At 55.9% G+C, this 22634-nt stretch carries 26 protein-coding genes and 3 tRNA genes; 14 read left to right on the top strand and 15 right to left on the bottom strand.

Features of this window, described 5'->3' with window-relative positions; all coding sequences use genetic code 11:
• Positions 1-99 precede the first annotated feature (99 nt).
• The 7 genes from ACT3IC_RS06435 to ACT3IC_RS06405 form a co-directional block, all read right to left on the bottom strand.
• Positions 100-609, bottom strand: coding sequence for a YjjA family protein (locus tag ACT3IC_RS06435; protein ID WP_263951463.1), 510 nt, complete (start codon positions 607-609; stop codon positions 100-102).
• 83 nt (positions 610-692) lie between these two features.
• Positions 693-1430: a DNA replication protein DnaC gene (gene dnaC, locus ACT3IC_RS06430; protein WP_103178153.1), complete on the bottom strand. Its 738-nt coding sequence runs from the start codon at positions 1428-1430 to the stop codon at positions 693-695.
• Positions 1427-1972, bottom strand: coding sequence for a primosomal protein DnaT (gene dnaT, locus ACT3IC_RS06425; RefSeq protein WP_103178154.1), 546 nt, complete (start codon positions 1970-1972; stop codon positions 1427-1429). Before dnaT ends, dnaC begins: the two co-directional genes overlap by 4 nt.
• Positions 1973-2077: 105 nt before the next feature.
• Entirely contained in the window at positions 2078-2506 is a 429-nt protein-coding gene (locus tag ACT3IC_RS06420; RefSeq protein WP_103178155.1) for an organic hydroperoxide resistance protein, read from the bottom strand.
• Positions 2507-2536: 30 nt separating this feature from the next.
• Positions 2537-3178, bottom strand: coding sequence for a TetR family transcriptional regulator (locus ACT3IC_RS06415; RefSeq protein ID WP_156653884.1), 642 nt, complete (start codon positions 3176-3178; stop codon positions 2537-2539).
• Between the two features lie 66 nt (positions 3179-3244).
• On the bottom strand, positions 3245-3718 hold the full coding sequence (locus ACT3IC_RS06410; RefSeq protein WP_103178157.1) for a threonine/serine exporter: 474 nt from the start codon (positions 3716-3718) through the stop codon (positions 3245-3247).
• Complete coding sequence (locus ACT3IC_RS06405) at positions 3709-4485, bottom strand: threonine/serine exporter family protein (protein ID WP_103178158.1); 777 nt, start codon at positions 4483-4485, stop codon at positions 3709-3711. The genes ACT3IC_RS06410 and ACT3IC_RS06405 overlap by 10 nt, the downstream gene beginning before the upstream one ends.
• A 435-nt stretch (positions 4486-4920) precedes the next feature.
• Between ACT3IC_RS06405 and ACT3IC_RS06400 the strand changes: the two genes are divergently transcribed.
• Together ACT3IC_RS06400 and bglJ are read left to right on the top strand one after the other, a co-directional pair.
• Positions 4921-5652 (top strand): helix-turn-helix transcriptional regulator, encoded by a 732-nt coding sequence (locus ACT3IC_RS06400; RefSeq protein WP_103181025.1) that lies wholly within the window; start codon positions 4921-4923, stop codon positions 5650-5652.
• A complete protein-coding gene (gene bglJ / locus ACT3IC_RS06395) occupies positions 5652-6287 on the top strand; it encodes a DNA-binding transcriptional activator BglJ (protein ID WP_103178159.1) in 636 nt (211 codons plus the stop codon). Before ACT3IC_RS06400 ends, bglJ begins: the two co-directional genes overlap by 1 nt.
• A gap of 41 nt (positions 6288-6328) precedes the next feature.
• Here bglJ and ACT3IC_RS06390 read toward each other — a convergent pair whose 3' ends face one another.
• Positions 6329-6787, bottom strand: coding sequence for a YbaK/EbsC family protein (locus tag ACT3IC_RS06390; RefSeq protein ID WP_156653886.1), 459 nt, complete (start codon positions 6785-6787; stop codon positions 6329-6331).
• 328 nt (positions 6788-7115) lie between these two features.
• Between ACT3IC_RS06390 and ACT3IC_RS06385 the strand changes: the two genes are divergently transcribed.
• The gene (locus ACT3IC_RS06385) at positions 7116-8459 is read left to right on the top strand and encodes a PTS sugar transporter subunit IIC (RefSeq protein WP_103178161.1); all 1344 of its coding nucleotides are present in this window, start codon (positions 7116-7118) and stop codon (positions 8457-8459) included.
• A 55-nt stretch (positions 8460-8514) separates the two neighbouring features.
• Here ACT3IC_RS06385 and fhuF read toward each other — a convergent pair whose 3' ends face one another.
• A complete protein-coding gene (gene fhuF, locus ACT3IC_RS06380; protein ID WP_313228273.1) occupies positions 8515-9303 on the bottom strand; it encodes a siderophore-iron reductase FhuF in 789 nt (262 codons plus the stop codon).
• 156 nt (positions 9304-9459) lie between these two features.
• On the opposite strand from fhuF, the gene ACT3IC_RS06375 reads away from it, so the two are divergent.
• Positions 9460-9690 (top strand): DUF1435 domain-containing protein, encoded by a 231-nt coding sequence (locus tag ACT3IC_RS06375; protein ID WP_103178163.1) that lies wholly within the window; start codon positions 9460-9462, stop codon positions 9688-9690.
• Between the two features lie 39 nt (positions 9691-9729).
• Here the strand turns inward: ACT3IC_RS06375 and ACT3IC_RS06370 are convergent.
• The 4 genes from ACT3IC_RS06370 to rsmC form a co-directional block, all read right to left on the bottom strand.
• A tRNA-Leu gene (locus tag ACT3IC_RS06370) sits at positions 9730-9815 on the bottom strand.
• A gap of 31 nt (positions 9816-9846) precedes the next feature.
• Positions 9847-9933 (bottom strand) — tRNA-Leu (locus ACT3IC_RS06365).
• Between the two features lie 29 nt (positions 9934-9962).
• Positions 9963-10049, bottom strand: a tRNA-Leu gene (locus ACT3IC_RS06360).
• Positions 10050-10190: 141 nt separating this feature from the next.
• Positions 10191-11219: a 16S rRNA (guanine(1207)-N(2))-methyltransferase RsmC gene (gene rsmC / locus ACT3IC_RS06355; RefSeq protein WP_103178164.1), complete on the bottom strand. Its 1029-nt coding sequence runs from the start codon at positions 11217-11219 to the stop codon at positions 10191-10193.
• A gap of 102 nt (positions 11220-11321) precedes the next feature.
• On the opposite strand from rsmC, the gene ACT3IC_RS06350 reads away from it, so the two are divergent.
• The 8 genes from ACT3IC_RS06350 to ACT3IC_RS06315 all read left to right on the top strand — a co-directional run bounded on the left by ACT3IC_RS06350 (position 11322) and on the right by ACT3IC_RS06315 (position 17730).
• Entirely contained in the window at positions 11322-11735 is a 414-nt protein-coding gene (locus tag ACT3IC_RS06350; RefSeq protein ID WP_103178165.1) for a DNA polymerase III subunit psi, read from the top strand.
• Entirely contained in the window at positions 11704-12147 is a 444-nt protein-coding gene (gene rimI / locus ACT3IC_RS06345; RefSeq protein ID WP_313228274.1) for a ribosomal protein S18-alanine N-acetyltransferase, read from the top strand. The genes ACT3IC_RS06350 and rimI overlap by 32 nt, the downstream gene beginning before the upstream one ends.
• An 18-nt stretch (positions 12148-12165) precedes the next feature.
• The gene (gene yjjG / locus ACT3IC_RS06340; protein ID WP_103178167.1) at positions 12166-12843 is read left to right on the top strand and encodes a pyrimidine 5'-nucleotidase; all 678 of its coding nucleotides are present in this window, start codon (positions 12166-12168) and stop codon (positions 12841-12843) included.
• 90 nt (positions 12844-12933) lie between these two features.
• Positions 12934-14523, top strand: a complete 1590-nt coding sequence (gene prfC / locus ACT3IC_RS06335) for a peptide chain release factor 3 (protein ID WP_103178168.1) — start codon at positions 12934-12936, stop codon at positions 14521-14523.
• A gap of 304 nt (positions 14524-14827) precedes the next feature.
• Positions 14828-15445, top strand: coding sequence for a molecular chaperone OsmY (gene osmY / locus ACT3IC_RS06330; RefSeq protein WP_103178169.1), 618 nt, complete (start codon positions 14828-14830; stop codon positions 15443-15445).
• Positions 15446-15571: 126 nt separating this feature from the next.
• Positions 15572-15733 (top strand): DUF1328 domain-containing protein, encoded by a 162-nt coding sequence (locus tag ACT3IC_RS06325; protein ID WP_002887716.1) that lies wholly within the window; start codon positions 15572-15574, stop codon positions 15731-15733.
• A gap of 147 nt (positions 15734-15880) precedes the next feature.
• Positions 15881-16951 (top strand): patatin-like phospholipase family protein, encoded by a 1071-nt coding sequence (locus tag ACT3IC_RS06320; protein WP_103178171.1) that lies wholly within the window; start codon positions 15881-15883, stop codon positions 16949-16951.
• Complete coding sequence (locus ACT3IC_RS06315) at positions 16948-17730, top strand: TatD family hydrolase (RefSeq protein ID WP_103178172.1); 783 nt, start codon at positions 16948-16950, stop codon at positions 17728-17730. The genes ACT3IC_RS06320 and ACT3IC_RS06315 overlap by 4 nt, the downstream gene beginning before the upstream one ends.
• Here the strand turns inward: ACT3IC_RS06315 and ACT3IC_RS06310 are convergent.
• Both ACT3IC_RS06310 and ACT3IC_RS06305 read right to left on the bottom strand, forming a co-directional pair.
• Positions 17725-18585, bottom strand: coding sequence for a YjjW family glycine radical enzyme activase (locus ACT3IC_RS06310; protein WP_473476710.1), 861 nt, complete (start codon positions 18583-18585; stop codon positions 17725-17727). The two genes, ACT3IC_RS06315 and ACT3IC_RS06310, sit on opposite strands and share 6 nt — an antisense overlap.
• Positions 18557-20107: a YjjI family glycine radical enzyme gene (locus ACT3IC_RS06305; RefSeq protein ID WP_180209058.1), complete on the bottom strand. Its 1551-nt coding sequence runs from the start codon at positions 20105-20107 to the stop codon at positions 18557-18559. Before ACT3IC_RS06305 ends, ACT3IC_RS06310 begins: the two co-directional genes overlap by 29 nt.
• 261 nt (positions 20108-20368) lie before the next feature.
• Between ACT3IC_RS06305 and deoC the strand changes: the two genes are divergently transcribed.
• Both deoC and deoA read left to right on the top strand, forming a co-directional pair.
• Positions 20369-21148 (top strand): deoxyribose-phosphate aldolase, encoded by a 780-nt coding sequence (gene deoC / locus ACT3IC_RS06300; protein ID WP_168192000.1) that lies wholly within the window; start codon positions 20369-20371, stop codon positions 21146-21148.
• Positions 21149-21272: 124 nt separating this feature from the next.
• Complete coding sequence (gene deoA, locus ACT3IC_RS06295; protein WP_473476707.1) at positions 21273-22595, top strand: thymidine phosphorylase; 1323 nt, start codon at positions 21273-21275, stop codon at positions 22593-22595.
• Positions 22596-22634: the final 39 nt, after the last annotated feature.

Below are 22634 nucleotides of genomic sequence, written 5' to 3'. Positions count from 1 at the left end.
GTTGTTAGGATTTGGTTTAGAAAATCGAATGTTTGACGGGCGTCGCTTTCTGCGGGGTAGGGGAGAAACGCCGCGGCAGCCGTCGCGGCGTGTCGGGGATCAGGAGATAAAGCTCATTCCCTGTTTCAGGACAAAATCACAGGCCTGGGCTTTGACCTTCTTCGCCAGCGGAGAGTTGCCGATGGTTTCCAGATTCAGCTGTTCGCCGTTATTGGCATTCAGCAGACCCTGGATCCCTTCCAGATAGTTAGTGTCCTGCTGCTGCTCTTCCTGGGTGTCGAGACCCAGCTTACCCAGCACCTGATTTTTAATGTTGGTGGCGTCGGTCATCGAGGCCAGCTTCTCTTTGGCGCAGTACTCGAGGATCCCGGCTGCGTTATTCATGTTGCTGGCAGAGAGCGACTGGGTGCCGTTGTTGAGCAGACCGGTGAGCGAGGAGAGGGAGAGGCCTCCGCTCTGGGAGGTTGTAGTGGTGGTGTTGCTGCTACTGCCCGCGCTGAGCTGGCTGGCGGCGCTGTTGAGCGTATCCTGCCAGGAGGAGGCCGCCTGGGCTGTACCCGTCATCAGGAGGGCGCTGACTGCGGCGCTAAGAAGAAAATGTGTTTTCATAAGACCTACTCTGTCGATTGCCCGCCGGGGCGGAATGGCAGCCAGTATAAACCTCGCGACGGTGCAGGACTTGGGTAAATATCCTAATACTCTTTACCGGTAACGCGGCTGCGATAGCTTTCCCAGTCAAAAATCACATACAGACTGTTACCCAGTTTCATGCGATCCATCACCCGCTCGCCCAGCAGACGGGTCATCTCTTCAACGTTATGGTTGGTCAGCATGCCGGTCGGGCGTTTGGAGGAGGAGCGGCGATCGACAATCTGGTTAATGATCACCTTTTCATAGCGCGATTCGGTCTGCACGCCGATTTCATCAATCACCAGCAGATCCACGTTACTCAGATCGTTCAACAGCTGTTCTTCGCTGGTCTCCCGGTTGCTGAAGGTATCTTTCATGGCGGACATGATGTCAGCCACGGTGATGATCAGCACCGATTTACCGCGCAGCAGCAGCTCGTTGCAGATGGCCGCCGCGAGATGATTTTTGCCGGTGCCCGGCTTGCCGCTGAAGATAAAGCTGGCGATGTTGCCGTCAAACTCTTCTACGTACTGGCGCGCCTGTTGCAGAGCCTGGAGTTGTCCCTGGGTCTCCACCTTGTAGTTGTCGAAGGAGCAGTTCTGATGCAGAGGACGAATGCCGGAGCGGTTAAAGGTGCGCTGCATCTTCATGGCGCGGTTCTCCCGCGCCAGCGCCGCCGCGCGGATCTTACCCTGCTCTTTTTGCCACGCCAGCAGCTCTTCACCGGTGGTAAAGGCCGGTTTGACGTTAGCGGGCATGATCTTCTGCAGACGTTTCATCAGTTCGCCGAACTCTTTCATTTGGCACCTCGGAATCCGTGGGGGATCTGTTTATCCGGTTCTGAAAAGGTATTCACATCGCGTCTGGCCTGGTTGCCGCTGCTGGCCCGGTTGATCTGCACGCTGCGCGCCAGCTTCTGCTGCCACTGGATATGGTGAAAGACTTTCCCTTCCGCCTGCCAGTAGGCGGTAAAGGCGGCCAGCTCCTCAGGGGCGACGGGCTGGGTGAGGGCAATGCCCCACAGCGCCGCCTGACGCTGGAAATCGGGGTCCGGCTGCCAGCCACTGTACATGGCGAATTTGCCCATCGGCACCGCAACCGGCGCGCTGGTAGGCTCCTCGAAGAATTGAGTATCCAGAGTGACGTCACTGGCCGGGCGCGCCAGGCGCGCTTCCAGCTCCAGCAGCTCGGCCAGACGCTGCGGCGTAATGGCGTAAAAAGCCGGTGCGTTATCGGCGAAAACGGCGACAGTACCGCCTTGCGCCCTGGACAGCACGCCGCGGGGATCGTGCATAAAGGCATCAATGCCAGTGACGCTGGTGGTCAGGATTCTGGAGGACATAATACTTCTCTACTGAGTTACTGCGGACGAGATATGGGCTTATGGTAGCACAGAGAGGAGGGGGCAGGCAGGGGTCTGAAACCCGCTCCCTGACCCCCTGAAAAATCAGGAGATAATATTCAGCGTCACATCGATATTGTTGCGGGTGGCGTTAGAGTACGGGCAGACAATGTGCGCCGCATCCACCAGCTTTTTCGCCTCACTGGCGTCCATCCCTGGCAGGTGAATATTCAGTTTCGCTTCGATGCCAAACCCGGTTGGCAGCGGCCCGATCCCCACTTCGCCCTCAATAAAGGCATCCTGCGGCATGGTGATTTTGTCGCGGTTAGCCACAAATTTCATGGCGCCGAGAAAACAGGCTGAGTAGCCCGCCGCGAACAGTTGTTCCGGGTTGGTGACTTCACCGCCCGCGCCGCCCATCTCTTTGGGGACGCCCAGTTTGACATCCAGCACGCCGTCGGACGAGGTGGCGCGACCATCACGGCCGCCGGTAGCTTTGGCTTTGGCGGTATAGACAACTTTTTCTAAAGACATGGTAGGTTCCTTATCTCAGGGGTGAAAGCGCTAAGGACAGGTATAACGCAAGGCAACCTGAACCGCCATTTTTCGATAGTGTTGCCGCTGGGCCTGTTCATCAGCGCCATCCTCAAACAGCAGGGTGAAGGTGTAGCTGTTGGCCACATAGTGAAAGCTGAAGCTGCTGATGAGGCGATGCAAATCCCGGGCGTTCACCGTCTGGTTAAAGAGTTGCTTCTCTTTGCCGCGTTTGAGGATGGTTTCCAGCAGATCCAGCGCGCTGCGGTTCACCTGGCGCAGCAAGGCCGACTGCTGCATAAACCGGCCCCGCTGCATGTTCTCCATACAGATAATGCGGATGTAGTCCGGATGGTCAGCGTGATAGTCAAAGGTGGTTTCCACCAGCTCCACCAGCGCCTCTACCGGCGGCATTGCATCCAGGCTGAGCTGCATCTCACTGGCGCGGATCTGCGTGTAGACATATTCCAGCACCAGCAGGTAGAGGTTCTCTTTGGTCTTAAAGTGATACACCACCATCCGTTTGGTGGTGCCCGCTTTCTCGGCGATCTGCTCCATGCGTGCGCCGTTAAGCCCGTACTCGGCAAACAGCGAGAGGGCGCTGAGGAAGATTTTGTCTTTCAGGCGGGAGCCGTCGCCGTTTTCCGCGTTTTCGCTGCCGGGGTTAGACACATCTGCTCCTTACTTAGCCACATGAGAGCAGAGGATTATCACCACGGCAGCGGGAGAACACAACTCTCAAACCCGGGGGCGTTTGCGGTAGAGCCATAGCCCGGGGATCGACAGCCCGATTGAGAGGGCGCCGACGATTGACGAGGCTTTCAGGAAGTTAGTCAGCAGCATGATCATCTGCGCTTCGCTGTAGCCAAAGTGGCTAATTTTCACCGCCGAGATCATCGCGGTATAGGCAGAGATGCCCGGAAACATGGGGATCACCGCCGCGACGGTAAAGACTTTCGGATGCGCCAGATACCAGCGTGACCACTGGATCCCAATGCTGCCCACCAGCATCGAGGCCATAAAGGTCGACCATTCGATATTCATCCCGGCGGTCATCATCGTCATACGCGAGCCGTGGCCGATCGCCCCCAACAGCGCACACCACGGCAGGGCGCGATGGGGTACGTTAAATACCATGGCAAAACCCACCGCCGGAATGGCCGACAACATCATGTCCTGGGCCAGCGCCCAGAGAAAATCGATTACGCCCATCCGCGAAGTCCCCATAACGTCATGGCCATCACCACCCCAATACAGGTGGCGAGGGTGAGTAAACTGGCTATCGCCCAGCGGGCAAGACCGGTATTGATGTGACCTTTGAACATATCGGCCACGGCATTAATCAGCGGAAAGCCCGGCACCAGCAGCAGCACGCTGGCGGCCATGGCGATGGTCGGGGTGGTGGCAAAACCCGGCAGCCGCAGCAGCAGGCCGGAAACCGTGGTGGCGACAAAGGCGGTGATGCAGAAGTTAATTTGCGGGTGCAGATGCCGGCCCGTCAGCACCTGACGCACGTACATGGCGAGGGTGCTGGCGATAAAGGTCACCATAGCGCCATCCCAGCCGCCGTTGTTAAGTTTACAGAAGCAGGCGCAGGAGAGGCCCACCATCAGCACTACCAGCCAGCGTGGATAGCGCAACGGCTTGATCTGGCTGAAGCGTTTTTCGACCCCCTGCGCATCCAGCAGCTTGTGTTCCGCCATGATCACGATGTGTTGCACCTCGGTGACGACGTGCATGTTGATCCCGCGATCGTGGTTTTTACGCGTTGAGGTCAGACACTGGCCCGCTTTAATGGTGGTCAGCACAATCGCGTTAGAGGAGATGGCGCTCTCTACGCTGTCCATACCCAGAGCCAGCCCCAGTCGGGTAGAGAGCTCCTCCACCAGGGCGCTTTCGGCACCGTGTTGCAATAAAAAAAGGCCGCACTGAATACACAGTCGCGTGACGGCGCGTTGTGAGGATTGATCTGCCTGCATCTTTTGCCCTGAGGAGAGAGTGACGGGTGGATAGCCGGAATGTCTACTTTTAGCACACAAGCCGGTAGCGTTTGCTCTGGGCCAGATCAAGGTTTGAGCAGATTGATGCGGTAAATATACTTTTCGTTGAGCGAATTAATTATTAATTTCTATGGTTTTTATATTTACATATTTATTAAATCTATATTTAGAATATCTAACTTTCTCTTTTTAAAAATATAATGCACTGCAGGTTAACATTGAAGAGTTATTTTGCGATATTAATGCTGTTTTGGCGGTGTATATATTTGTGATGCTGGTTCTTATCGCACTCTCATTTCGCTCAGCTAATGAAAAAGGAAAGACATTACATTTTTACGTCGCCCTGTTAAACAAACAGGTAATTAAGTTAGATGAACGACGTGGAATGAACGTATGAATGGATTCGGAGCGCAAATGCCGTCATTGATCTGTAAAAGTGTAATAATAATTGGAAAATCACCCATAATGCAGACCGGCCTCGGTAGCATTATGTCACGCTATTTCCCGGACTACGATCGTTCTTACTGTCGGACCCATGAAGAACTGACGCTTCTCCAATTGCGTCGCGCAGTTGTGGTCATCGTTGATATTTCAGATGAACAGCGTAATCCGCTTAATATATGCAATCAGTATCACGCATTACAAAATCAGTATCGGGATATTCACTGGATATTTTTGGTTTCTCGGGCAATTTATCCCCTCGCTGTTGAGCACTTGATGCGTCCAGAAAGTACGTTGCTATCCAACATGGAGCCCGTCGAAAGTGTGGTTAAGGCTATCCAGGCGGGTAGCGAAAACGCTGAACGTATTAGCCAGACGCTATTAATACCCGATCCAGATGATTTATATGACAACCAGGATGAAGTCATGTTGACCTTCTCGGAGCGCAAAGTATTACGCTTACTGGGAAAAGGATGGGGAATTAATCAAATCGCCGCATTGCTGAAAAAGAGTAATAAAACGGTAAGTGCGCAAAAAAACAGTGCCATGAGAAGACTTGCTTTAACGAGTAATGCCGAAATGTACGCGTGGATTAACAGCACTAAGGGAATGAAAGAGCTGAGTTTATTCTCTGCCTATGGAGAGCAAGACGAATGGAAAAGAACGCGAACAAAAGACATATCGCTATCGTCGAAAAGTGCATGATGAGTGGTATGGGGCTTAAGCATCTTTTTGCCAGCCCCGCACTTAAAAATTATGAAGTCCACCTGTTTAATAACATTAATAGTTTCCAGTCCTCACTTAGTTTTGTTCCATACACGTCGTTAATTTACTCCCTCTCGGATGAGCGGGAAGAGCGGCGTAATTGCCTGGTCTGTATTAAGGAAGTGGCTGCCACATACGGCATGATTCAGCGAATCGTACTGGCATCAGATGAGGCAGAAGCGAGCCTGATTAATCAGCTTTCGCCGTCACGCCTGCATGGGGTGATTCTCAAATCTGAGCCGCTCGCCGACCTGCAGGAGCACCTGAGCAAAATATTGAGCGAGAACCGACGGGTTAATGACGGGCATAATAACCACTGGAATATTCATCGTGGAAGACTGCTTAGCCCAACCGAGCGCGCCATTTTGCAGTTTATGTCGTGCGGCTTCTCCATCCCGGAAATTGCCACCCGGCTCGATCGCAACATCAAAACCATTCGTGCGCATAAATTCAATGCCATGATTAAGCTCGGGGTGCGTTCCGACGTGGGATTACTGCACGCAGCGGATATCCTGACCCATTTTCCCGTCCCGGATCCCCGCAACTCGCGCTTCATTTCCCAACACTTTTCATAACCCATGCAAAAGTCTGCGCCAGAACGGTTCTGGCGCGGGACTTACAGACAAACGTCTACCCATGTTGCCTGAGTGAGCTCGGCCATTCTTTCCGGAGAAATACGCACCGCGCTGTGGATCGCACCGGCAGCGGGCAGCACTTCCGCATACTGTCTGAGAGAGATGTCGCAATAGACCGCCAGCGGCGTTTCCAGTCCGAAAGGGCAGACGCCACCCACAGGATGCCCTGTGATTGTCACCACCTCGTCACTACTCAGCATTCGGGCCTTTGCGCCAAACGTCTGCTTCAGCTTTTTGTTATCAAGACGCGCATCGCCTTTGGCAACCACGAGGATCACCTCATCTTTAATTTTTAGCGACAGCGTTTTCGCTATCTGACCCGGCGCGACGTTGTGGGCCTCGGCAGCCAGCGCAACGGTAGCGGTACTTTGACCCAGTTCGATGACTTCAACATCCGGGGCGTGGTCAGCGAAAAACTGGCGCACAGACTGCAAACTCATTGTTTCCTCCAGAAAAATATTCTGCGTAGTCGTTCATAAGAGATGATGCCCTTTAAATATTTACCAGGTCACACGCTTCTGATATCAGCGATTTCTGGATCATCTTCACAATCACGGAAACCGGTTACAGTAACCGGTTGCAGACCATGATGCGGAGATTAATACTGATTACGTCACTTCCCCTGTATCCAATAATAAGAGTCGATTATGAAACCTATCCGTTTGAGCAGTCCCGCTGGTAAGCGAGCCAGCAAGGTGGTGAAAGTGGTATATGGAACACCGTGCGGCGTCACAACGCCCGAAACGATCGTCTGACAGGAGAGCCGTTATGTCTGCCAACCATGCTGCGTTTAACCTGATATTCCGATTTGTTGAAAACTATGTCAGCCCCATTGCCGGACGCATCTCCTCCCAGCGTCACGTGATGGCGATCCGCGACGGTTTTATCTCCGCGATGCCGTTTATGATTGTGGGCTCGTTCTTATTAGTGTTTGCTTACCCGCCGTTTTCGCCGGACACCACATGGGGCTTTGCCCGCGCCTGGCTGGATATGGCAAAACAGTTTGAAGGCCAGATCCTCACCCCCTTCGATATGACGATGGGCGTGATGTCCCTCTATATCTGTGCCGCTATCGCCTACAACCTGGGCAAGCATTATGTAAAAGCGTATCAGCTCGATCCCTTCATGTGCGCCATGCTGTCGCTGATGGCCTTCCTGCTGATCGCCGCGCCAAAAACCAAAGGCGCATTGCCGGTGGACAGCCTCGGCGGGACGGGGATCTTCACCGCCATTCTGGTGGCGATCTACTGCGTGGAGATGATGCGTTTTCTGAAGGCGCACAATATCGGTATTCGCCTGCCCGACCAGGTGCCGCCGATGATCAAGAACTCCTTCGACCTGCTGATCCCGGTGCTGGTGGTGGTGCTAACCCTCTATCCACTGAGCCTGCTTATTCAGTCGCAGTTTGGCATGCTGATCCCGCAGGCGATCATGGCCATCTTTAAACCGCTGGTGGCGGCGGCGGACTCGCTGCCGGCAATCCTGCTGGCGGTGCTGATTGGTCACCTGCTGTGGTTTGCGGGCATCCACGGGGCGGCGATTGTCTCCGGTATGCTGCAGATGTTCTGGCTCACCAACCTGGGGATGAACCAGACCGCGCTGGCGCAAAGCGCGCCGCTGCCACACATCTTTATGGAGGCGTTCTGGACTTTCTTCATTGTGATTGGCGGCTCCGGGGCCACGATGGGGCTGGTGTTCTGCTATCTGCGTAGCCGTTCGGCGCACCTGCGTTCCATTGGACGGCTGAGCGTGGTGCCGAGTATTTTCAACATCAACGAACCGGTGATCTTCGGTACGCCTATCGTGATGAACCCGGTGTTCTTTATCCCGTTCCTGCTGGCGCCAATGGTCAACGCGGTGCTGGCGTGGGCGGCGATGAAGCTGGATCTGATTGGCCGCGTGATTTCGGTGGTTCCCTGGACCGCTCCTGCGCCGGTGGGGGCTGCCTGGGCGCTGGGCTGGGACTTCAGGGCGGCGATCCTGGTCCTGCTGTTAGCGATGGTCTCCGCCATCATCTACTACCCGTTCTTTAAGGTGTACGAGAAGCAGCTGCTGGCGCAGGAGGCCGAAGAGGCCCAGCGTGCAGAAGAAGAGAGTCAGCAGGTCGCGTAATAAAAGCAAAACGGCAACCCTTGGGTTGCCGTTTTCATCTATTGGACCTGATAAACTATTTCAGCGTGCAATCGCCGCACTGCTGAACGTCCGGCAGGCGATAGCGCTGACAGCAGGTACGACGCACCAGCAGGCCGTCGCGCGGGACGACGGTGCGATAAAGCGGGTTGTCACGCCCATCGGAGAGCTGGCGGGCAAAGAAAATCGCCTGACGCAGCGCGTCCACTTTCTCATCCCCCAGCAGGGGTTTCATTTCGGTCAAATACCAGTGAATTAAATAGCCGGTATTGCTCCAGATAAGTTTGCCGTTGATCTCACCCGTCGCTTCCAGGACGTCAACCACCGGGACCAGCGCGCGTGTCACCAGCATTTCCATACGCTGCCGGGCCGAAAGGGAGGTTGCCTGGCTGTCTTCCTGAACGTCGATCCAGAAGCAGGCTGCGCGCCCGGTTTCGTGAAACTCAACGTGGAAATGTTCCGGGGAAATATCCAGCGCCACATCCTGGGTCAGCAGGGCCAGCATCATCGGTGGGACCATCAGCCCGATATACCACTGTGCCCACAGCGACAGCAGCGGCTTGTTTTCCCGCGCCATCGTGGGCTGGTTGCGGTAGATATGATCGGAGTAGGTCGCCAGCAAAGACTGCAGTTCGGCAGGACGCTGCCACTGCGCCAGCGTCATGGCGTGATGAGGATGGGGTTCATCCAGCTTGATGACATCCAGCAGATAGGCACGCGTCTGACCGATAGCCTCACGCATCGCGTCCGCAAGCCCTGAAGGCCCGGCCGACAGTGGTGTTTGCCAGATAATATTCTCAACAGCGTGTGCGGAACGTGTGGCCATAAGTTAGCTGGATAAAAATCTAAATGATAATGATTGCCAATCCTAACTATAGATAAATCCGTGCGCAAGGCTTTTTACACATTCAGGTTTAACGCTGACAAATGAGAAAATCTATCATATGATATTGGTTATCATTATCGGTTTGAGAGATGAATCATGTTGAGCAGAGCGTTGGGAAGTGGCTGGGGCGTGATACTGCCGGGAATGGTCATGGCCGGGCTGGCGTGTACCGATCTGTCGTTAGCGGTCTGGAAAGTGATTATCGCGTCGGGCTTGCTGATTTCATCCGCCATGATCTGGCATAAACAACTGCGGCATTTCGTGCTGCTGCCATCATGTGTTGCGCTGATTGCGGGAATGTGGGTGCTGGTAATGAATCTGAACTAACGGGAGAAAAAGAGAGAAAATCAGGAGAGATAAGATAATTGGTGCGAGGGGGGGGACTCGAACCCCCACATCCTAAGGACACTAACACCTGAAGCTAGCGCGTCTACCAATTCCGCCACCTTCGCACAGTCATCTTATTTTTTGATATCGCCTCGTTGGTGCGAGGGGGGGGACTCGAACCCCCACATCCGTAAGGACACTAACACCTGAAGCTAGCGCGTCTACCAATTCCGCCACCTTCGCCCAGTGCGAGCAATATCAATCATGGTTATTGGTGCGAGGGGGGGGACTCGAACCCCCACATCCGTAAGGACACTAACACCTGAAGCTAGCGCGTCTACCAATTCCGCCACCTTCGCAGACCATCGATACAGTAAAAGTATCGTAACCACGGAGGCGCATTCTAGATGTTTTCAGCTTTTCGTCAACAGATAATTGTGCGGGAGATATTATTTGCTGCAAAAATGGCCTGAACGGGCGGCTCAGGCCAGCGGGAGACGTTACTTCTTCGCCTGGCGAGTCATGATGGCGCGGTAGATCTTAAAGCGGCCAGTTTGCGCCAGCACTTCGTGGAAGCCGAAGACTTCATCCAGCACTTTCGGGTACGGCAGGAAGGCGTTCGCCACGATTCGCAGCTCACCGCCGCTGTTCAGATGGCGTACCGCGGTACGAATCAAGGTCTGTGCTGCTTCGAGGCTGGTTTCCACACCGTCATGGAATGGCGGATTAGAGATAATCATATCGAAACGGCCGGTCACGTCGGAGAGGACGTTGGAGGCAAAAACTTCGCCTTCAATGTTGTTGGCCGCCAGGGTCGCGCGGCTGGCTTCGATAGCGGATGCACCCACATCGGTGAGGGTTAAACGCACTTTCGGCGAGTGGCTTGCCAGCACAGCGGAGAGCACGCCTGCGCCACAGCCGACATCCAGCACTTTGCCTTTGGTGTGCGGCGTAAAGGTGGAGAGCAGCAGCTGGCTGCCCACGTCCAGACCATCACGGCTGAAGACGCCCGGCAGGGTTTTGATGGTCAGGCCATCCAGCTGATATTCGCCCCAGTATTTTTCTGCGTCGAAGGTCGGTTTTTTGTCCAGGCGGCCATGGTAGAGGCCGCAGCGGCGGGCGCTGTCGACTTTGTTCAGCGTGACGTACTCCGCCAGCATCTGCTCAGCGCTGCGCACGCCGCTGCGGTTTTCACCGATCACGAAGATATCGCAACCCACCGGCAGGAGGGAGAGCAGGTTCATCAGCTGGAACTGGGCTTCGGGTTTGTTCTTCGGCCAGTAGTAGATCAGCGTATCGCAGTCGGCCACGTCGGCCTGTTCCGCCACCAGGCTGAAACGGGCGCGCTCGCCCATCTGACGGCTCAGGACCTGCCAGTGGTGATACTGCTGGGTGTGCGCACGGCTGTCGGCGCACTCGAAACGGGCAGGCAGGTCATCCTGCATATCTCCGGCAAACAGAATACGGCTTTGTTCGAAATCATCACTGTGACGCAGCAAGACTTCACTTGCCGGGGTAAATGCAGACATGAATTGTTCCTCAATAAACACAGGCGGGGATTATAGTAGGTAGATGGCGCAGATTCGACACATTTGGTATATTTGCGCGCCTGACAAACAGGAGTTTTTGCAATGGCATCCCGACGAGACAGGCAACTACAGCAACTGGGCATCACCCAGTGGGCGCTGCGCCGCCCGGCGGCATTGCAGGGCGAAATCGCCATCTCGCTACCGGCGCATATTCGTCTGGTGATGGTGGCGCAAAGCCTGCCCGCCCTGAGCGAGCCGGTGATCGCCGACGTACTTCGGGCGCTGAGGCTGGGTGCCGATCAGGTGCTACAACTGACGCCCGATCGCGTGGCCATGCTGCCCGAGGGCAGCCGCTGCAACAGCTGGCAGCTTGGCGTAAGAGAAGAGATTGCTCTGGAGGGGGCGAGTATGGCCTCTCCGGCGCTGGACGAACTTAACGTAAACCCGGCGGCACGTCGCGCGCTGTGGCAACAAATCTGCGAACATGAACACAATTTCTTCCCTCACGACGACTGATTTAGCGCAAGCTTTTGAGATCGAAAAACGCGCCCACGCCTTTCCGTGGAGTGAAAAAACCTTTGCCAGCAACCAGGGTGAGCGTTACCTGAACTATCGGCTGGATGCCGATAATCAGCTGGCGGCATTTGCCATCACGCAGGTCGTTCTGGATGAAGCGACGCTGTTTAACATCGCTGTGGATCCTGCTTTCCAGCGCCGTGGGCTGGGCAGAGAACTGCTGGAACATTTAATTCGCGAGCTGGAAGCACGAGACGTGTTCACGCTGTGGCTGGAAGTACGGGCGTCGAACGTCGCCGCCATCGCACTCTATGAGAGCCTGGGCTTTAACGAGGCGACGATCCGCCGTAACTATTACCCCACCGCAGAAGGACGTGAAGACGCCATCATCATGGCTCTGCCGCTTGGATAACTAAAAAAGGTTGTAACAATGAACTGGGACTGGATTTTCTTTGACGCCGATGAAACGCTGTTTACCTTCGATTCGTACGGCGGCTTACAGCGGATGTTTCTCGACTACAGCGTGACCTTTACTGCTGAAGATTTCCAGGCTTACCAGACGGTGAATAAACCGTTGTGGGTGGATTACCAGAACGGCGCAATCACCGCGTTACAGCTGCAACACCAGCGTTTTCAGGGGTGGTCGGAGCGCCTGAACGTTCCGCCAGGCGATCTGAACGACGCCTTCCTTAATGCAATGGCTGAAATCTGCGCCCCGCTGCCGGGCGCCGCGTCGCTGCTCGCCTCCCTGAAAGGCAAGGCGAAGCTCGGGATCATCACCAACGGCTTTACCGCGCTCCAGCAGATCCGCCTTGAGCGGACCGGTTTCCGTGACTACTTTGATTTATTAGTAATTTCAGAACAGGTGGGCGTGGCGAAACCGGCCCCGCAAATCTTTGATTATGCGCTGGCCCAGGCCGGAAACCCTGACCGGGCGAAAGTGCTGATGGTGGGGGACACGGCGGAGTCGGATATCCTTGGTGGAATGAACGCCGGGCTCTCCACCTGCTGGCTGAACGCGCACAACCGCACCCTGCCGGAGGGGATCACACCGACCTGGACCGTGACCTCCCTGAGCGAACTGGAGCAACTCCTGTGTAAACATTGATTGCCTGCCCCCCATTGATGGGTAAAATAGCCGCATTTTCGTATTCATGATGCGCGGCCCGCTGCCGCGCTTTTTAAAGAAGATTGAATTATGACGTTGTCTCCTTATCTGCAAGAGGTGGCGAAACGCCGTACTTTTGCCATTATCTCTCACCCGGATGCCGGTAAAACCACCATCACCGAAAAGGTGCTGCTGTTCGGACAGGCGATCCAGACCGCCGGTACGGTAAAAGGCCGTGGCTCCAGCCAGCATGCAAAATCGGACTGGATGGAGATGGAAAAGCAGCGTGGGATCTCGATTACCACCTCCGTAATGCAGTTCCCGTATCACGACTGCCTGGTGAACCTGCTGGATACCCCGGGGCACGAAGACTTCTCCGAAGATACTTACCGTACCCTGACGGCGGTGGACTGCTGTCTGATGGTGATCGATGCCGCAAAAGGCGTTGAGGATCGTACCCGTAAGCTGATGGAAGTTACCCGTCTGCGTGACACGCCGATCCTGACCTTCATGAACAAACTCGACCGTGACATCCGCGATCCGATGGAGGTGATGGATGAGGTAGAGCGTGAGCTGAAGATCGCCTGTGCGCCAATCACCTGGCCAATTGGCTGCGGTAAGCTGTTTAAAGGCGTTTACCATCTCTACAAAGACGAAACCTACCTCTACCAGAGCGGTAAAGGTCACACCATTCAGGAAGTGCGCGTCGTTAAAGGGCTGGATAACCCTGATCTGGACGCGGCTGTCGGCGAAGAGCTGGCAGAACAGCTGCGTGAAGAGCTGGAGCTGGTCAAAGGCGCTTCCCACGAATTTGATAAAGAGCTGTTCCTGAGCGGTGAAATCACGCCGGTCTTCTTTGGTACCGCGCTGGGTAACTTTGGCGTGGACCATATGCTGGACGGTCTGGTGGAGTGGGCGCCGCAGCCGATGCCGCGTAATACCGACTCCCGTGAAGTAGTTGCCAGCGAAGAGAAGTTCACCGGCTTCGTCTTCAAGATTCAGGCCAACATGGACCCGAAACACCGCGACCGCGTGGCGTTTATGCGTGTGGTATCCGGCAAATATGAAAAGGGCATGAAGCTGCGCCAGGTGCGTACCGGTAAAGATGTGGTGATCTCCGACGCGCTGACCTTTATGGCCGGTGACCGTTCCCACGTGGAAGAGGCGTATCCGGGCGACATCATTGGCCTGCATAACCACGGCACCATCCAGATTGGCGACACCTTTACTCAGGGTGAGATGATGAAGTTCACCGGTATTCCGAACTTCGCACCGGAGCTGTTCCGCCGTATCCGCCTGAAAGATCCGCTGAAGCAGAAACAGCTGCTGAAAGGGCTGGTTCAGCTGTCGGAAGAGGGGGCGGTGCAGGTATTCCGTCCTATCGCCAATAACGATCTGATTGTCGGCGCCGTGGGCGTGCTGCAGTTTGACGTGGTGGTTGCCCGTCTGAAGAGCGAGTACAACGTTGAAGCGATTTACGAATCGGTCAACGTGGCGACGGCGCGCTGGGTAGAGTGTTCTGACGTGAAGAAATTCGAAGAGTTCAAGCGTAAGAACGAAGTTCAGCTGGCGCTCGATGGCGGTGATAATCTCACCTATATCGCCCCAACCATGGTTAACCTGAACCTGGCGCACGAGCGTTATCCCGATATTCAGTTCCGCAAAACCCGCGAGCATTAATCCCTTCCCGGAGCACGGCAGCCGCCGTGCTCTGCTTAAATCCCTGCCTTATTAATCCCTTGCGGAATGTTCTTAATTCAACGGCTTTTACTGCTTATTGCTCATTTTTTGCCCAATTCTGAAAGCGGACCTGTGAGAGTGATCTATATTTAACTCAGTGTTTAACACCGGGCGCAGATGAAAGTTTCATTCAATGCGTGTTGATAAGGTTCTCATCTCGCCCGAGTGTTGATTGGTAGTACTAAAGACTACTTGCACGTGATGTTTGACGCTCGAATTCGGAGCAAACCACAGGAATACATCGATGAATACTAAAAAACTGAAGATTTCGAAAACTCTGCTGGCGGTAATGATGGGTAGCGCTCTGGTATGCGGTTCTGCAATGGCAGAAACCACTGCAACCGACAAAGCGCAATCCACCGCGAACACCGCAGGGGAAAAAATCGATAACTCTATGAATAAAGTCGGTAACTTCATGGATGACAGCTCTATCACAGCAAAAGTAAAAGCTGCGCTGGTAGACGCTGATGACATTAAAAGCACCGATATCTCTGTAGAAACCGATAAAAACGTCGTCACGCTGAGTGGCTTCGTTGAAAGCCAGGCGCAGGCTGAAAAAGCGGTCTCCGTGGCGAAAGGCATTGAGGGCGTAAAATCTGTCAGCGACAAACTGCATGTTCGCGACGGCAAGGAACAGTCTGCTAAAGGCTATGCCGGTGACGCTGCTACTACCAGCGAAATCAAAGCGAAACTGCTTGCCGATGACATCGTCCCTTCACGTAATGTGAAAGTGGAAACCACCGACGGCGTGGTACAGCTCAGCGGTGAAGTCGAGTCTAAGGCACAGAGCGACCGTGCTGAAAGTATCGCTAAAGCCATTGATGGCGTGAAAAGCGTTAAAAACGATCTGAAAGTGAAATAAAACTCCAAAATTCGTCCTTCTGGCTGAGGCCAGAAGGCGAGATAAGAATTACACATGTAGATATCGCCGTGAGCAACCTGAGCGCTCACCATGCGGTCGACATTAACTATGGTAAAGGAGAGTCATATGTTTCGTTGGGGCATCATTTTTCTGGTTATCGCGTTAATTGCCGCCGCTCTGGGTTTTGGTGGTCTGGCGGGTACCGCGGCGGGCGCGGCGAAAATTGTCTTCGTCGTCGGTATTATCCTGTTCCTGGTAAGCCTGTTCACCGGACGTCGTCGTCCATAGCTCAGGTAACCGTATGTTGATGAAAAGGCCCATGTTAAGCATGGGCCTTTTTCTTTGGCTGACCTTTTCGCATACATCCTGTTTGGGAAACCCGCCGGTGTAGGCTACTGTGTAGTGACATAACAAATAAAAAACAGGAAAGCAGAGGTGGGGCAGCGAATTCCGGTTACGCTCGGCAATATTGCGCCGTTAGCACTGAAACCCTTTCGGCCAGGCCAGATTGCGCTGGTTTGCGAAGGGGGTGGGCAGCGAGGGATCTTCACGGCTGGCGTGCTGGATGAGTTTATGCGCGCGCAATTTAACCCGTTCGATCTCTATTTTGGCACCTCCGCCGGGGCGCAGAACCTCTCGGCCTACGTCTGTAATCAGCCGGGCTACGCCCGCAAAGTGATCATGCGTTACACCACCTCCCGCGACTTCTTCGATCCGTTGCGCTTTGTGCGTGGCGGCAACCTTATCGATCTCGACTGGCTGCTGGATGCTACCGCAAGCAAAATGCCGCTGGCGATGGACAACGCCTCGCGCCTGTTCGATACCGGCAAAGCCTTCTGGATGTGCGCCTGCCGCGGCGACGACTACTCGGCGAGCTATTTTTCGCCGCAAAAAGAGACCTGGCTCGATATTCTTCGCGCCACCAGCGCCATCCCCGGCTTCTACCGGACGGGGGCGCTGCTGGATGGGATAAGCTATCTCGATGGTGGTGTCAGCGATGCGGTCCCGGTGCAGGAAGCGGCCCGGCGGGGGGCAAACACCATTGTGGTGATCCGCACCGTGCCCTCGCAGATGTACTATACGCCGCAGTGGTTTAAGCGGATGGAACGCTGGCTGGGTGAAAGCAGTCTGCAACCGATGCTCAATCTGGTGTCGCACCATGAGGCGAGCTATCACGCCATCCAGCAGTTTATTGAAAAACCACCGGGTAAACTGAGGATCTTTGAAATCTATCCGCCAAAGCCGCTCAACAGCATGGCGCTGGGCAGCCGCGTACCGGCCCTGCGGGACGATTACAAAACCGGGCGTCTGTGCGGACGCTATTTCCTGGCGACGGTGGGCAAAATGCTGGCCGAGCGTCCACCGCTGCGCCGCCATCAGCGGATCATCGCCCCTGCTACGGTGGTGGTTCCCCCGGCAAGCGTGGCCAACGATGTTGTTGCCACACCGTTAATCGATGCCCCGCAGGCGAACGACACTCTGTTTGATAATGAGGATCTGGCGTGACTTACCGCTTTATTGATACCCATTGCCACTTTGATTTTTCTCCCTTCACCGGCGATGAGCCCGCCAGCATCCAGCGTGCCGCCGGAGCGGGGGTTATGGCGATCGTGGTGCCGGCCATTGATGCGGCGAGCATCGATCGCGTGCTGGATCTCGGCGCGCGCTACCCGGCGCTCTATATGGCGCTGGGTCTGCATCCGATTGTGATCGAAAACCATCAGGATGCCGATCTGGAAAAGCTGGAGGCGGCGCTCGCGGCACGTCCGGAAAGGCTGGTGGCGGTGGGGGAGATCGGCCTCGATCTCTATCGCGAGGATCCTCACTTCGAGCGGCAGGAGACGATCCTCGATGCGCAGCTGAAGCTGGCCAAACGCTACGATCTGCCGGTGATCCTCCACTCCCGGCGCACCCATGACAAGCTGGCGATGCACCTTAAGCGCCACAATCTGCCGCGTACCGGGGTGGTACACGGCTTTGCCGGCAGCCTGCAACAGGCGCAGCGCTTTGTGGCGTTGGGCTATAACATTGGCGTCGGCGGCACCATTACCTATCCCCGCGCCAACAAAACCCGTGAGGTGATGGCGCAGCTCCCCCTCTCCGCGCTGGTGCTGGAAACCGATGCCCCGGATATGCCGCTCAACGGGTTTCAGGGGCAGCCGAACCGCCCGGAGCAGGCGGCAAGGGTCTTTACCACCCTGTGTGAACTGCGCCCGGAGCCCGCGGAGGAGATCGCCCAGGCGCTGCTGGACAATACCCGCGCGCTGTTCGGCCTGTCGCTATAGATAGAGCGCCGGGCGGATCACGCTGATCTGCTCGCGCTCCAGCAGCTGCGCCAGGGGCTCAACATCCTCAGCCGTTGCGCTGCGCCAGTGCCGGGCTTCGCCATAGACGCCGTGCGCGTGAAAGGCGTTGATCCTGACGGGAACATCCCCCAACTGGCGGATAAATTTGATCAGTTCGCGACGGTGCGTCAGGTAATCACAGCGATCCGGGATCACCAGCAGGCGCAGTTCGCTCAGCCGGCTGTGCGCTGCCAGCCAGCGGATGCTGTGCTTGATGAGGGGGGGTTCGCGTCCGGTCAGATAGCGGTGGTGTTCATTACCCCAGGCCTTGAGATCCACCATCGCGCCATCAAACACCGGGAGCAGTTTCTGCCAGCCGGTTTCGCTTAGCAGGCCGTTGCTGTCCACCAGGCAGGTCAGATGCAGTAGCTGCGGATCGGCTTTTAGCCTCGAAAACAGCGCCACCAGAAACGGCAGCTGAGTGGTGGCCTCCCCGCCGCTGACGGTAATGCCGGAGATAAACGGCGCGACCTTGCGGATCTGCGCCACCATCTCTTCCACACTATAGCGCTGCGCCATAGGCGTCGCCTGCTGCGGGCACATTTGCAGGCAGGTGTCGCACTGCTGGCAATGCGCCTCATCCCACCAGACGCGCCCGGCCTGAACGTTCAGCGCCTCATGCGGGCAGTGCGGCACGCAGGCGGCGCAGTCGTTGCAACGTCCTATTGTCCACGGGTTGTGGCAGGTTTTGCAGCGCAGGTTACATCCCTGCAGAAACAGGGCCAGGCGGCTGCCGGGCCCGTCGACGCAGGAGAACGGGATAACCTTACTGACTAAAGCGCATCTGTTGTTCATGGCTTATCACGCGCGGCTGGCGCTCCAGAATGCGGGTGTTGCGGGCGGCCTCTTCTCCCAGCCAGGTGGTGTTGGTGCGGGAACCTTCTGCGCGATATTTTTCCAGCTCGGACAGCCGCACCATATAGCCCGTCACGCGAACCAGATCGTTGCCCGACACGTTGGCACTGAATTCACGCATTCCGGCGCGGAAGGCACCCAGACAGAGTTCCACCACCGCCTGCGGATTGCGTTTCACGGTTTCATCCAGCGTCAGGATGTCGCTGATCCCGGCGTGATAGTGACGGTGATGCGGGGCCACCGCCAGCAGGTGGTTGATGGGGTCGGGCTCGTCCCCATACGGCAGACGCGCCCCCGGCGTGGTGCCCACATCGGAACTGATCCCCGACTGGGCATGCAGCATGGCGCGTTTTTTCCAGCCATGTTTAACCGGGGTCGCTTCCACGAACGCTGCCAGCTGTTCGCTGATGCGATATCCCAGCGCATTAGCCTGGTCATCCTGGCCGTAGCGCCCGTTGATCCCGGCCTTTTCACACAGCACGTTCACCGCCTCAGCCAGGCCATACATACCGAACATCGGCACAAAGCTGTCGGGATCGATCAGCCCTTCTTTAACCAGGAAGCTATGCTCAAAGAAGCCGGAACGCTGGTACAGGAAGTCGCAGCGCGCATCGATAATGGCTATCTGCTGCTGGCAGTAGTGCGGCAGGGTGCAGGTAAAGAACGCCTCCACCGTCTCGCTCTGTTCGGCGATGGCTTTCAGGTTGAGGCGCACCAGGGTGCTGCCTCCGCCCGCCAGCGGCAGCGAGTTGTAACAGCTAACCACACCGTAGCCCTTTTTTGTGAAAATTTTATCATTCACCGGACCGTTGGCAATGTGCGGCTTGCTGCATTCGCAGATGTTTTTCGCCACCTCCAGCAGCAGGGAATCCGGGGTGATATCCGGATCATAAATAAAGGTAAGGTTGGGTGAAACCTGCTTAAGCTCTGCATCGGCACGTAAGATGGCGCGCGTGACTGGCCCCTCTGCCGGGCCGATATTGGCATGGACGAAGGCATCAGGCAGGGTGCGATCGAGGTAGCGCCAGAAACGTTTTATTCGAATATCGATTTCTTCTTGTGTTAGAATTTTAACATACGGCTGCAACAGCGTATCGAGATGGCCGAGAAAGACCGGCATGCCGGTGACGGAGGGAACATGGTGATAAAGGATTGTCAGCAGCGACAGCGCATCATCCAGATCCTGAGCGCCCTCCAGCTCCAGCCACGCCGAACCCTGTTTCAGGAACAGCGCATAGTCGGGCAACACGTAGCGCGGTTTGTAAGGCGCGTGGCCTTCAAACATATCGCAGATAAACCCCCCGGCCAGCGCCAGGCGCGCATCGTTATCCAGCGCGGGATAGGGCAGGTTGTTTTCCGCCTCCAGCGCCAGAAAATGGCGTTTTTGTTCGGGGCTTAACATCGGGCTTGTCACAATTTTCTGGCAACGTTGTTGCAGGGCGGCGGGTGTGGAGAGGGACATTGTCGCTTCCTTATTGTTCTGCATGGACAGAGGAGGAGTGTAAAAAGAGTCCCGCCTGCTGCCTTTGATCCTGCGCGGGTGCCTGACGCTTTAATCCGCAGTTGCAGCTTAATAATTTGAAGTTGATCGCATTACGGTAATGCAAATTTGTATGCATTTTTCATTAACTGTGATGAATGTCGAAGTGAGAATGCGGGTGAATGTTAGAATACTCACAGACCCGCAAGGTGAAATTTTACGGCTATACGCCCGGAGAATGTTATGACCGATTTAACCGCCAGCAGCCTGCGCGCACTGAAACTGATGGATCTGACCACCCTGAATGACGACGACACCAACGAAAAAGTGATCGCGCTGTGTCATCAGGCGAAAACCCCGGTGGGCACCACCGCGGCTGTCTGTATCTACCCGCGTTTCATTCCCATCGCGCGTAAGACCCTGAAAGAGCAGGGCACGCCGGAGGTGCGTATTGCCACGGTGACGAACTTCCCGCACGGCAACGACGACATCGAGATCGCGCTGGCCGAAACCCGCGCCGCCATTGCCTATGGCGCTGATGAAGTGGATGTGGTCTTCCCGTACCGCGCGCTGATCGCGGGTAACGAGCAGGTTGGTTTCGATCTGGTGAAAGCCTGTAAAGAGGCCTGCGCCGCGGCAAACGTACTGCTGAAAGTGATCATCGAAACCGGCGAACTGAAAGAAGAGGCGCTGATTCGCAAAGCGTCTGAAATCTCCATCAAAGCCGGGGCAGACTTCATTAAAACCTCCACCGGTAAAGTGCCGGTGAACGCCACTCCGGAAAGCGCACGCATCATGATGGAAGTGATCCGCGACATGGGCGTGGAAAAAACCGTGGGCTTCAAACCGGCGGGCGGCGTGCGTACCGCAGAAGATGCGCAGCAGTTCCTGGCGATTGCCGATGAGCTGTTCGGTGCCGACTGGGCCGATGCCCGTCACTACCGTTTTGGCGCATCCAGCCTGCTGGCGAGCCTGCTGAAAGCGCTGGGTCACGGCGACGGTAAGAGCGCAAGCAGCTACTAATAGCACTACTCGTTGTAAGCCGGATAAGGCGTAGCCGCCCTCCGGCGTTATTCCGCTTCGCCGGGTGGCGCTACGCTTACCCGGCCTACGGTTAGCCTTCGACTCACTTCCTCAGGGGGTTATTTTGTTTCTCGCACAAGAAATTATTCGTAAAAAACGTGATGGTCATGCTTTAAGCGACGAAGAGATCCGTTTCTTTATCAACGGCATCCGCGACAATACCATCTCTGAAGGGCAGATTGCCGCCCTGGCGATGACCATTTTCTTCCACGATATGGCGATGTCGGAGCGCGTGTCGCTGACCATGGCAATGCGGGATTCAGGAACCGTTCTGGACTGGAAAGGCCTTAACCTTAATGGCCCAATCGTGGACAAACACTCCACCGGTGGCGTGGGTGATGTCACCTCGCTGATGCTGGGGCCAATGGTCGCTGCCTGCGGCGGCTACATTCCTATGATTTCCGGGCGCGGCCTCGGTCATACCGGCGGCACGCTCGACAAACTGGAAGCCATTCCGGGCTTCGATATCTTCCCGGATGACAATCGCTTCCGCGACATTATTAAAGATGTGGGTGTGGCGATTATCGGCCAGACCAGCTCCCTTGCCCCGGCGGATAAGCGTTTTTACGCCACGCGTGACATTACCGCGACCGTCGATTCCATCCCACTGATCACCGCCTCGATCCTTGCCAAGAAGCTGGCCGAAGGGCTGGATGCGCTGGTGATGGACGTCAAAGTGGGCAGCGGCGCCTTTATGCCGACTTACGAACTCTCTGCCCAGCTTGCCGAAGCGATTGTTGGCGTGGCTAACGGCGCAGGGGTGCGCACCACCGCGCTGCTTACCGATATGAACCAGGTGCTCGCCTCCAGCGCGGGTAACGCGGTCGAAGTCCGCGAAGCGGTGCAGTTCCTGACCGGTGAGTACCGTAACCCGCGTCTGTTTGACGTCACCATGGCGCTGTGCGTCGAGATGTTGATCTCCGGTAAGCTGGCGAAAGATGACGCCGACGCCCGCGCGAAGCTTCAGGCGGTGCTGGACAACGGCAAAGCGGCGGAGATCTTTGGCCGCATGGTGGCGGCGCAAAAAGGCCCGACCGACTTCGTGGAAAACTACGCCAAATACCTGCCTACCGCGATGCTCAGCAAAGCGGTTTATGCGGATACCGAAGGCTTTGTCTCGGCAATGGACACCCGCGCGCTGGGGATGGCGGTGGTGTCGATGGGCGGCGGTCGTCGTCAGGCTTCCGACAGCATTGATTACAGCGTCGGCTTCACCGATATGGCCCGTCTGGGCGACAGCGTTGACGGTCAACGTCCGCTGGCGGTGATCCATGCGAAGGATGAAAACAGCTGGCAGGAGGCGGCGAAAGCGGTGAAAGCGGCCATTACCCTGGCAGATAATGCCCCAGAAAGCTCGCCTTCGGTCTATCGTCGTATTACCGAATAGCGGTATACTGATCTGATCGCTTTTTTATGAAGCACTGAG

The organism is Leclercia sp. GHBNCSD, assembly GCF_055805075.1.
Note: the sequence above shows the minus strand (reverse complement) of the source record. Positions and strands in the feature narration are given on the sequence as shown.

Excerpts from the sequence above, each read along its gene's own strand:
- ACT3IC_RS06435 (WP_263951463.1), bottom strand. The coding sequence starts at position 609 with ATGAAAACACATTTTCTTCTTAGCGCCGCAGTCAGCGCCCTCCTGATG.
- dnaC (WP_103178153.1), bottom strand. The coding sequence starts at position 1,430 with ATGAAAGAGTTCGGCGAACTGATGAAACGTCTGCAGAAGATCATGCCC.
- dnaT (WP_103178154.1), bottom strand. The coding sequence starts at position 1,972 with ATGTCCTCCAGAATCCTGACCACCAGCGTCACTGGCATTGATGCCTTT.
- ACT3IC_RS06420 (WP_103178155.1), bottom strand. The coding sequence starts at position 2,506 with ATGTCTTTAGAAAAAGTTGTCTATACCGCCAAAGCCAAAGCTACCGGC.
- ACT3IC_RS06410 (WP_103178157.1), bottom strand. The coding sequence starts at position 3,718 with ATGGGCGTAATCGATTTTCTCTGGGCGCTGGCCCAGGACATGATGTTG.
- ACT3IC_RS06405 (WP_103178158.1), bottom strand. The coding sequence starts at position 4,485 with ATGCAGGCAGATCAATCCTCACAACGCGCCGTCACGCGACTGTGTATT.
- ACT3IC_RS06400 (WP_103181025.1), top strand. The coding sequence starts at position 4,921 with ATGCCGTCATTGATCTGTAAAAGTGTAATAATAATTGGAAAATCACCC.
- bglJ (WP_103178159.1), top strand. The coding sequence starts at position 5,652 with ATGAGTGGTATGGGGCTTAAGCATCTTTTTGCCAGCCCCGCACTTAAA.
- ACT3IC_RS06390 (WP_156653886.1), bottom strand. The coding sequence starts at position 6,787 with ATGAGTTTGCAGTCTGTGCGCCAGTTTTTCGCTGACCACGCCCCGGAT.
- ACT3IC_RS06385 (WP_103178161.1), top strand. The coding sequence starts at position 7,116 with ATGTCTGCCAACCATGCTGCGTTTAACCTGATATTCCGATTTGTTGAA.
- fhuF (WP_313228273.1), bottom strand. The coding sequence starts at position 9,303 with ATGGCCACACGTTCCGCACACGCTGTTGAGAATATTATCTGGCAAACA.
- ACT3IC_RS06375 (WP_103178163.1), top strand. The coding sequence starts at position 9,460 with ATGTTGAGCAGAGCGTTGGGAAGTGGCTGGGGCGTGATACTGCCGGGA.
- rsmC (WP_103178164.1), bottom strand. The coding sequence starts at position 11,219 with ATGTCTGCATTTACCCCGGCAAGTGAAGTCTTGCTGCGTCACAGTGAT.
- ACT3IC_RS06350 (WP_103178165.1), top strand. The coding sequence starts at position 11,322 with ATGGCATCCCGACGAGACAGGCAACTACAGCAACTGGGCATCACCCAG.
- rimI (WP_313228274.1), top strand. The coding sequence starts at position 11,704 with ATGAACACAATTTCTTCCCTCACGACGACTGATTTAGCGCAAGCTTTT.
- yjjG (WP_103178167.1), top strand. The coding sequence starts at position 12,166 with ATGAACTGGGACTGGATTTTCTTTGACGCCGATGAAACGCTGTTTACC.
- prfC (WP_103178168.1), top strand. The coding sequence starts at position 12,934 with ATGACGTTGTCTCCTTATCTGCAAGAGGTGGCGAAACGCCGTACTTTT.
- osmY (WP_103178169.1), top strand. The coding sequence starts at position 14,828 with ATGAATACTAAAAAACTGAAGATTTCGAAAACTCTGCTGGCGGTAATG.
- ACT3IC_RS06325 (WP_002887716.1), top strand. The coding sequence starts at position 15,572 with ATGTTTCGTTGGGGCATCATTTTTCTGGTTATCGCGTTAATTGCCGCC.
- ACT3IC_RS06310 (WP_473476710.1), bottom strand. The coding sequence starts at position 18,585 with ATGAACAACAGATGCGCTTTAGTCAGTAAGGTTATCCCGTTCTCCTGC.
- ACT3IC_RS06305 (WP_180209058.1), bottom strand. The coding sequence starts at position 20,107 with ATGTCCCTCTCCACACCCGCCGCCCTGCAACAACGTTGCCAGAAAATT.
- deoC (WP_168192000.1), top strand. The coding sequence starts at position 20,369 with ATGACCGATTTAACCGCCAGCAGCCTGCGCGCACTGAAACTGATGGAT.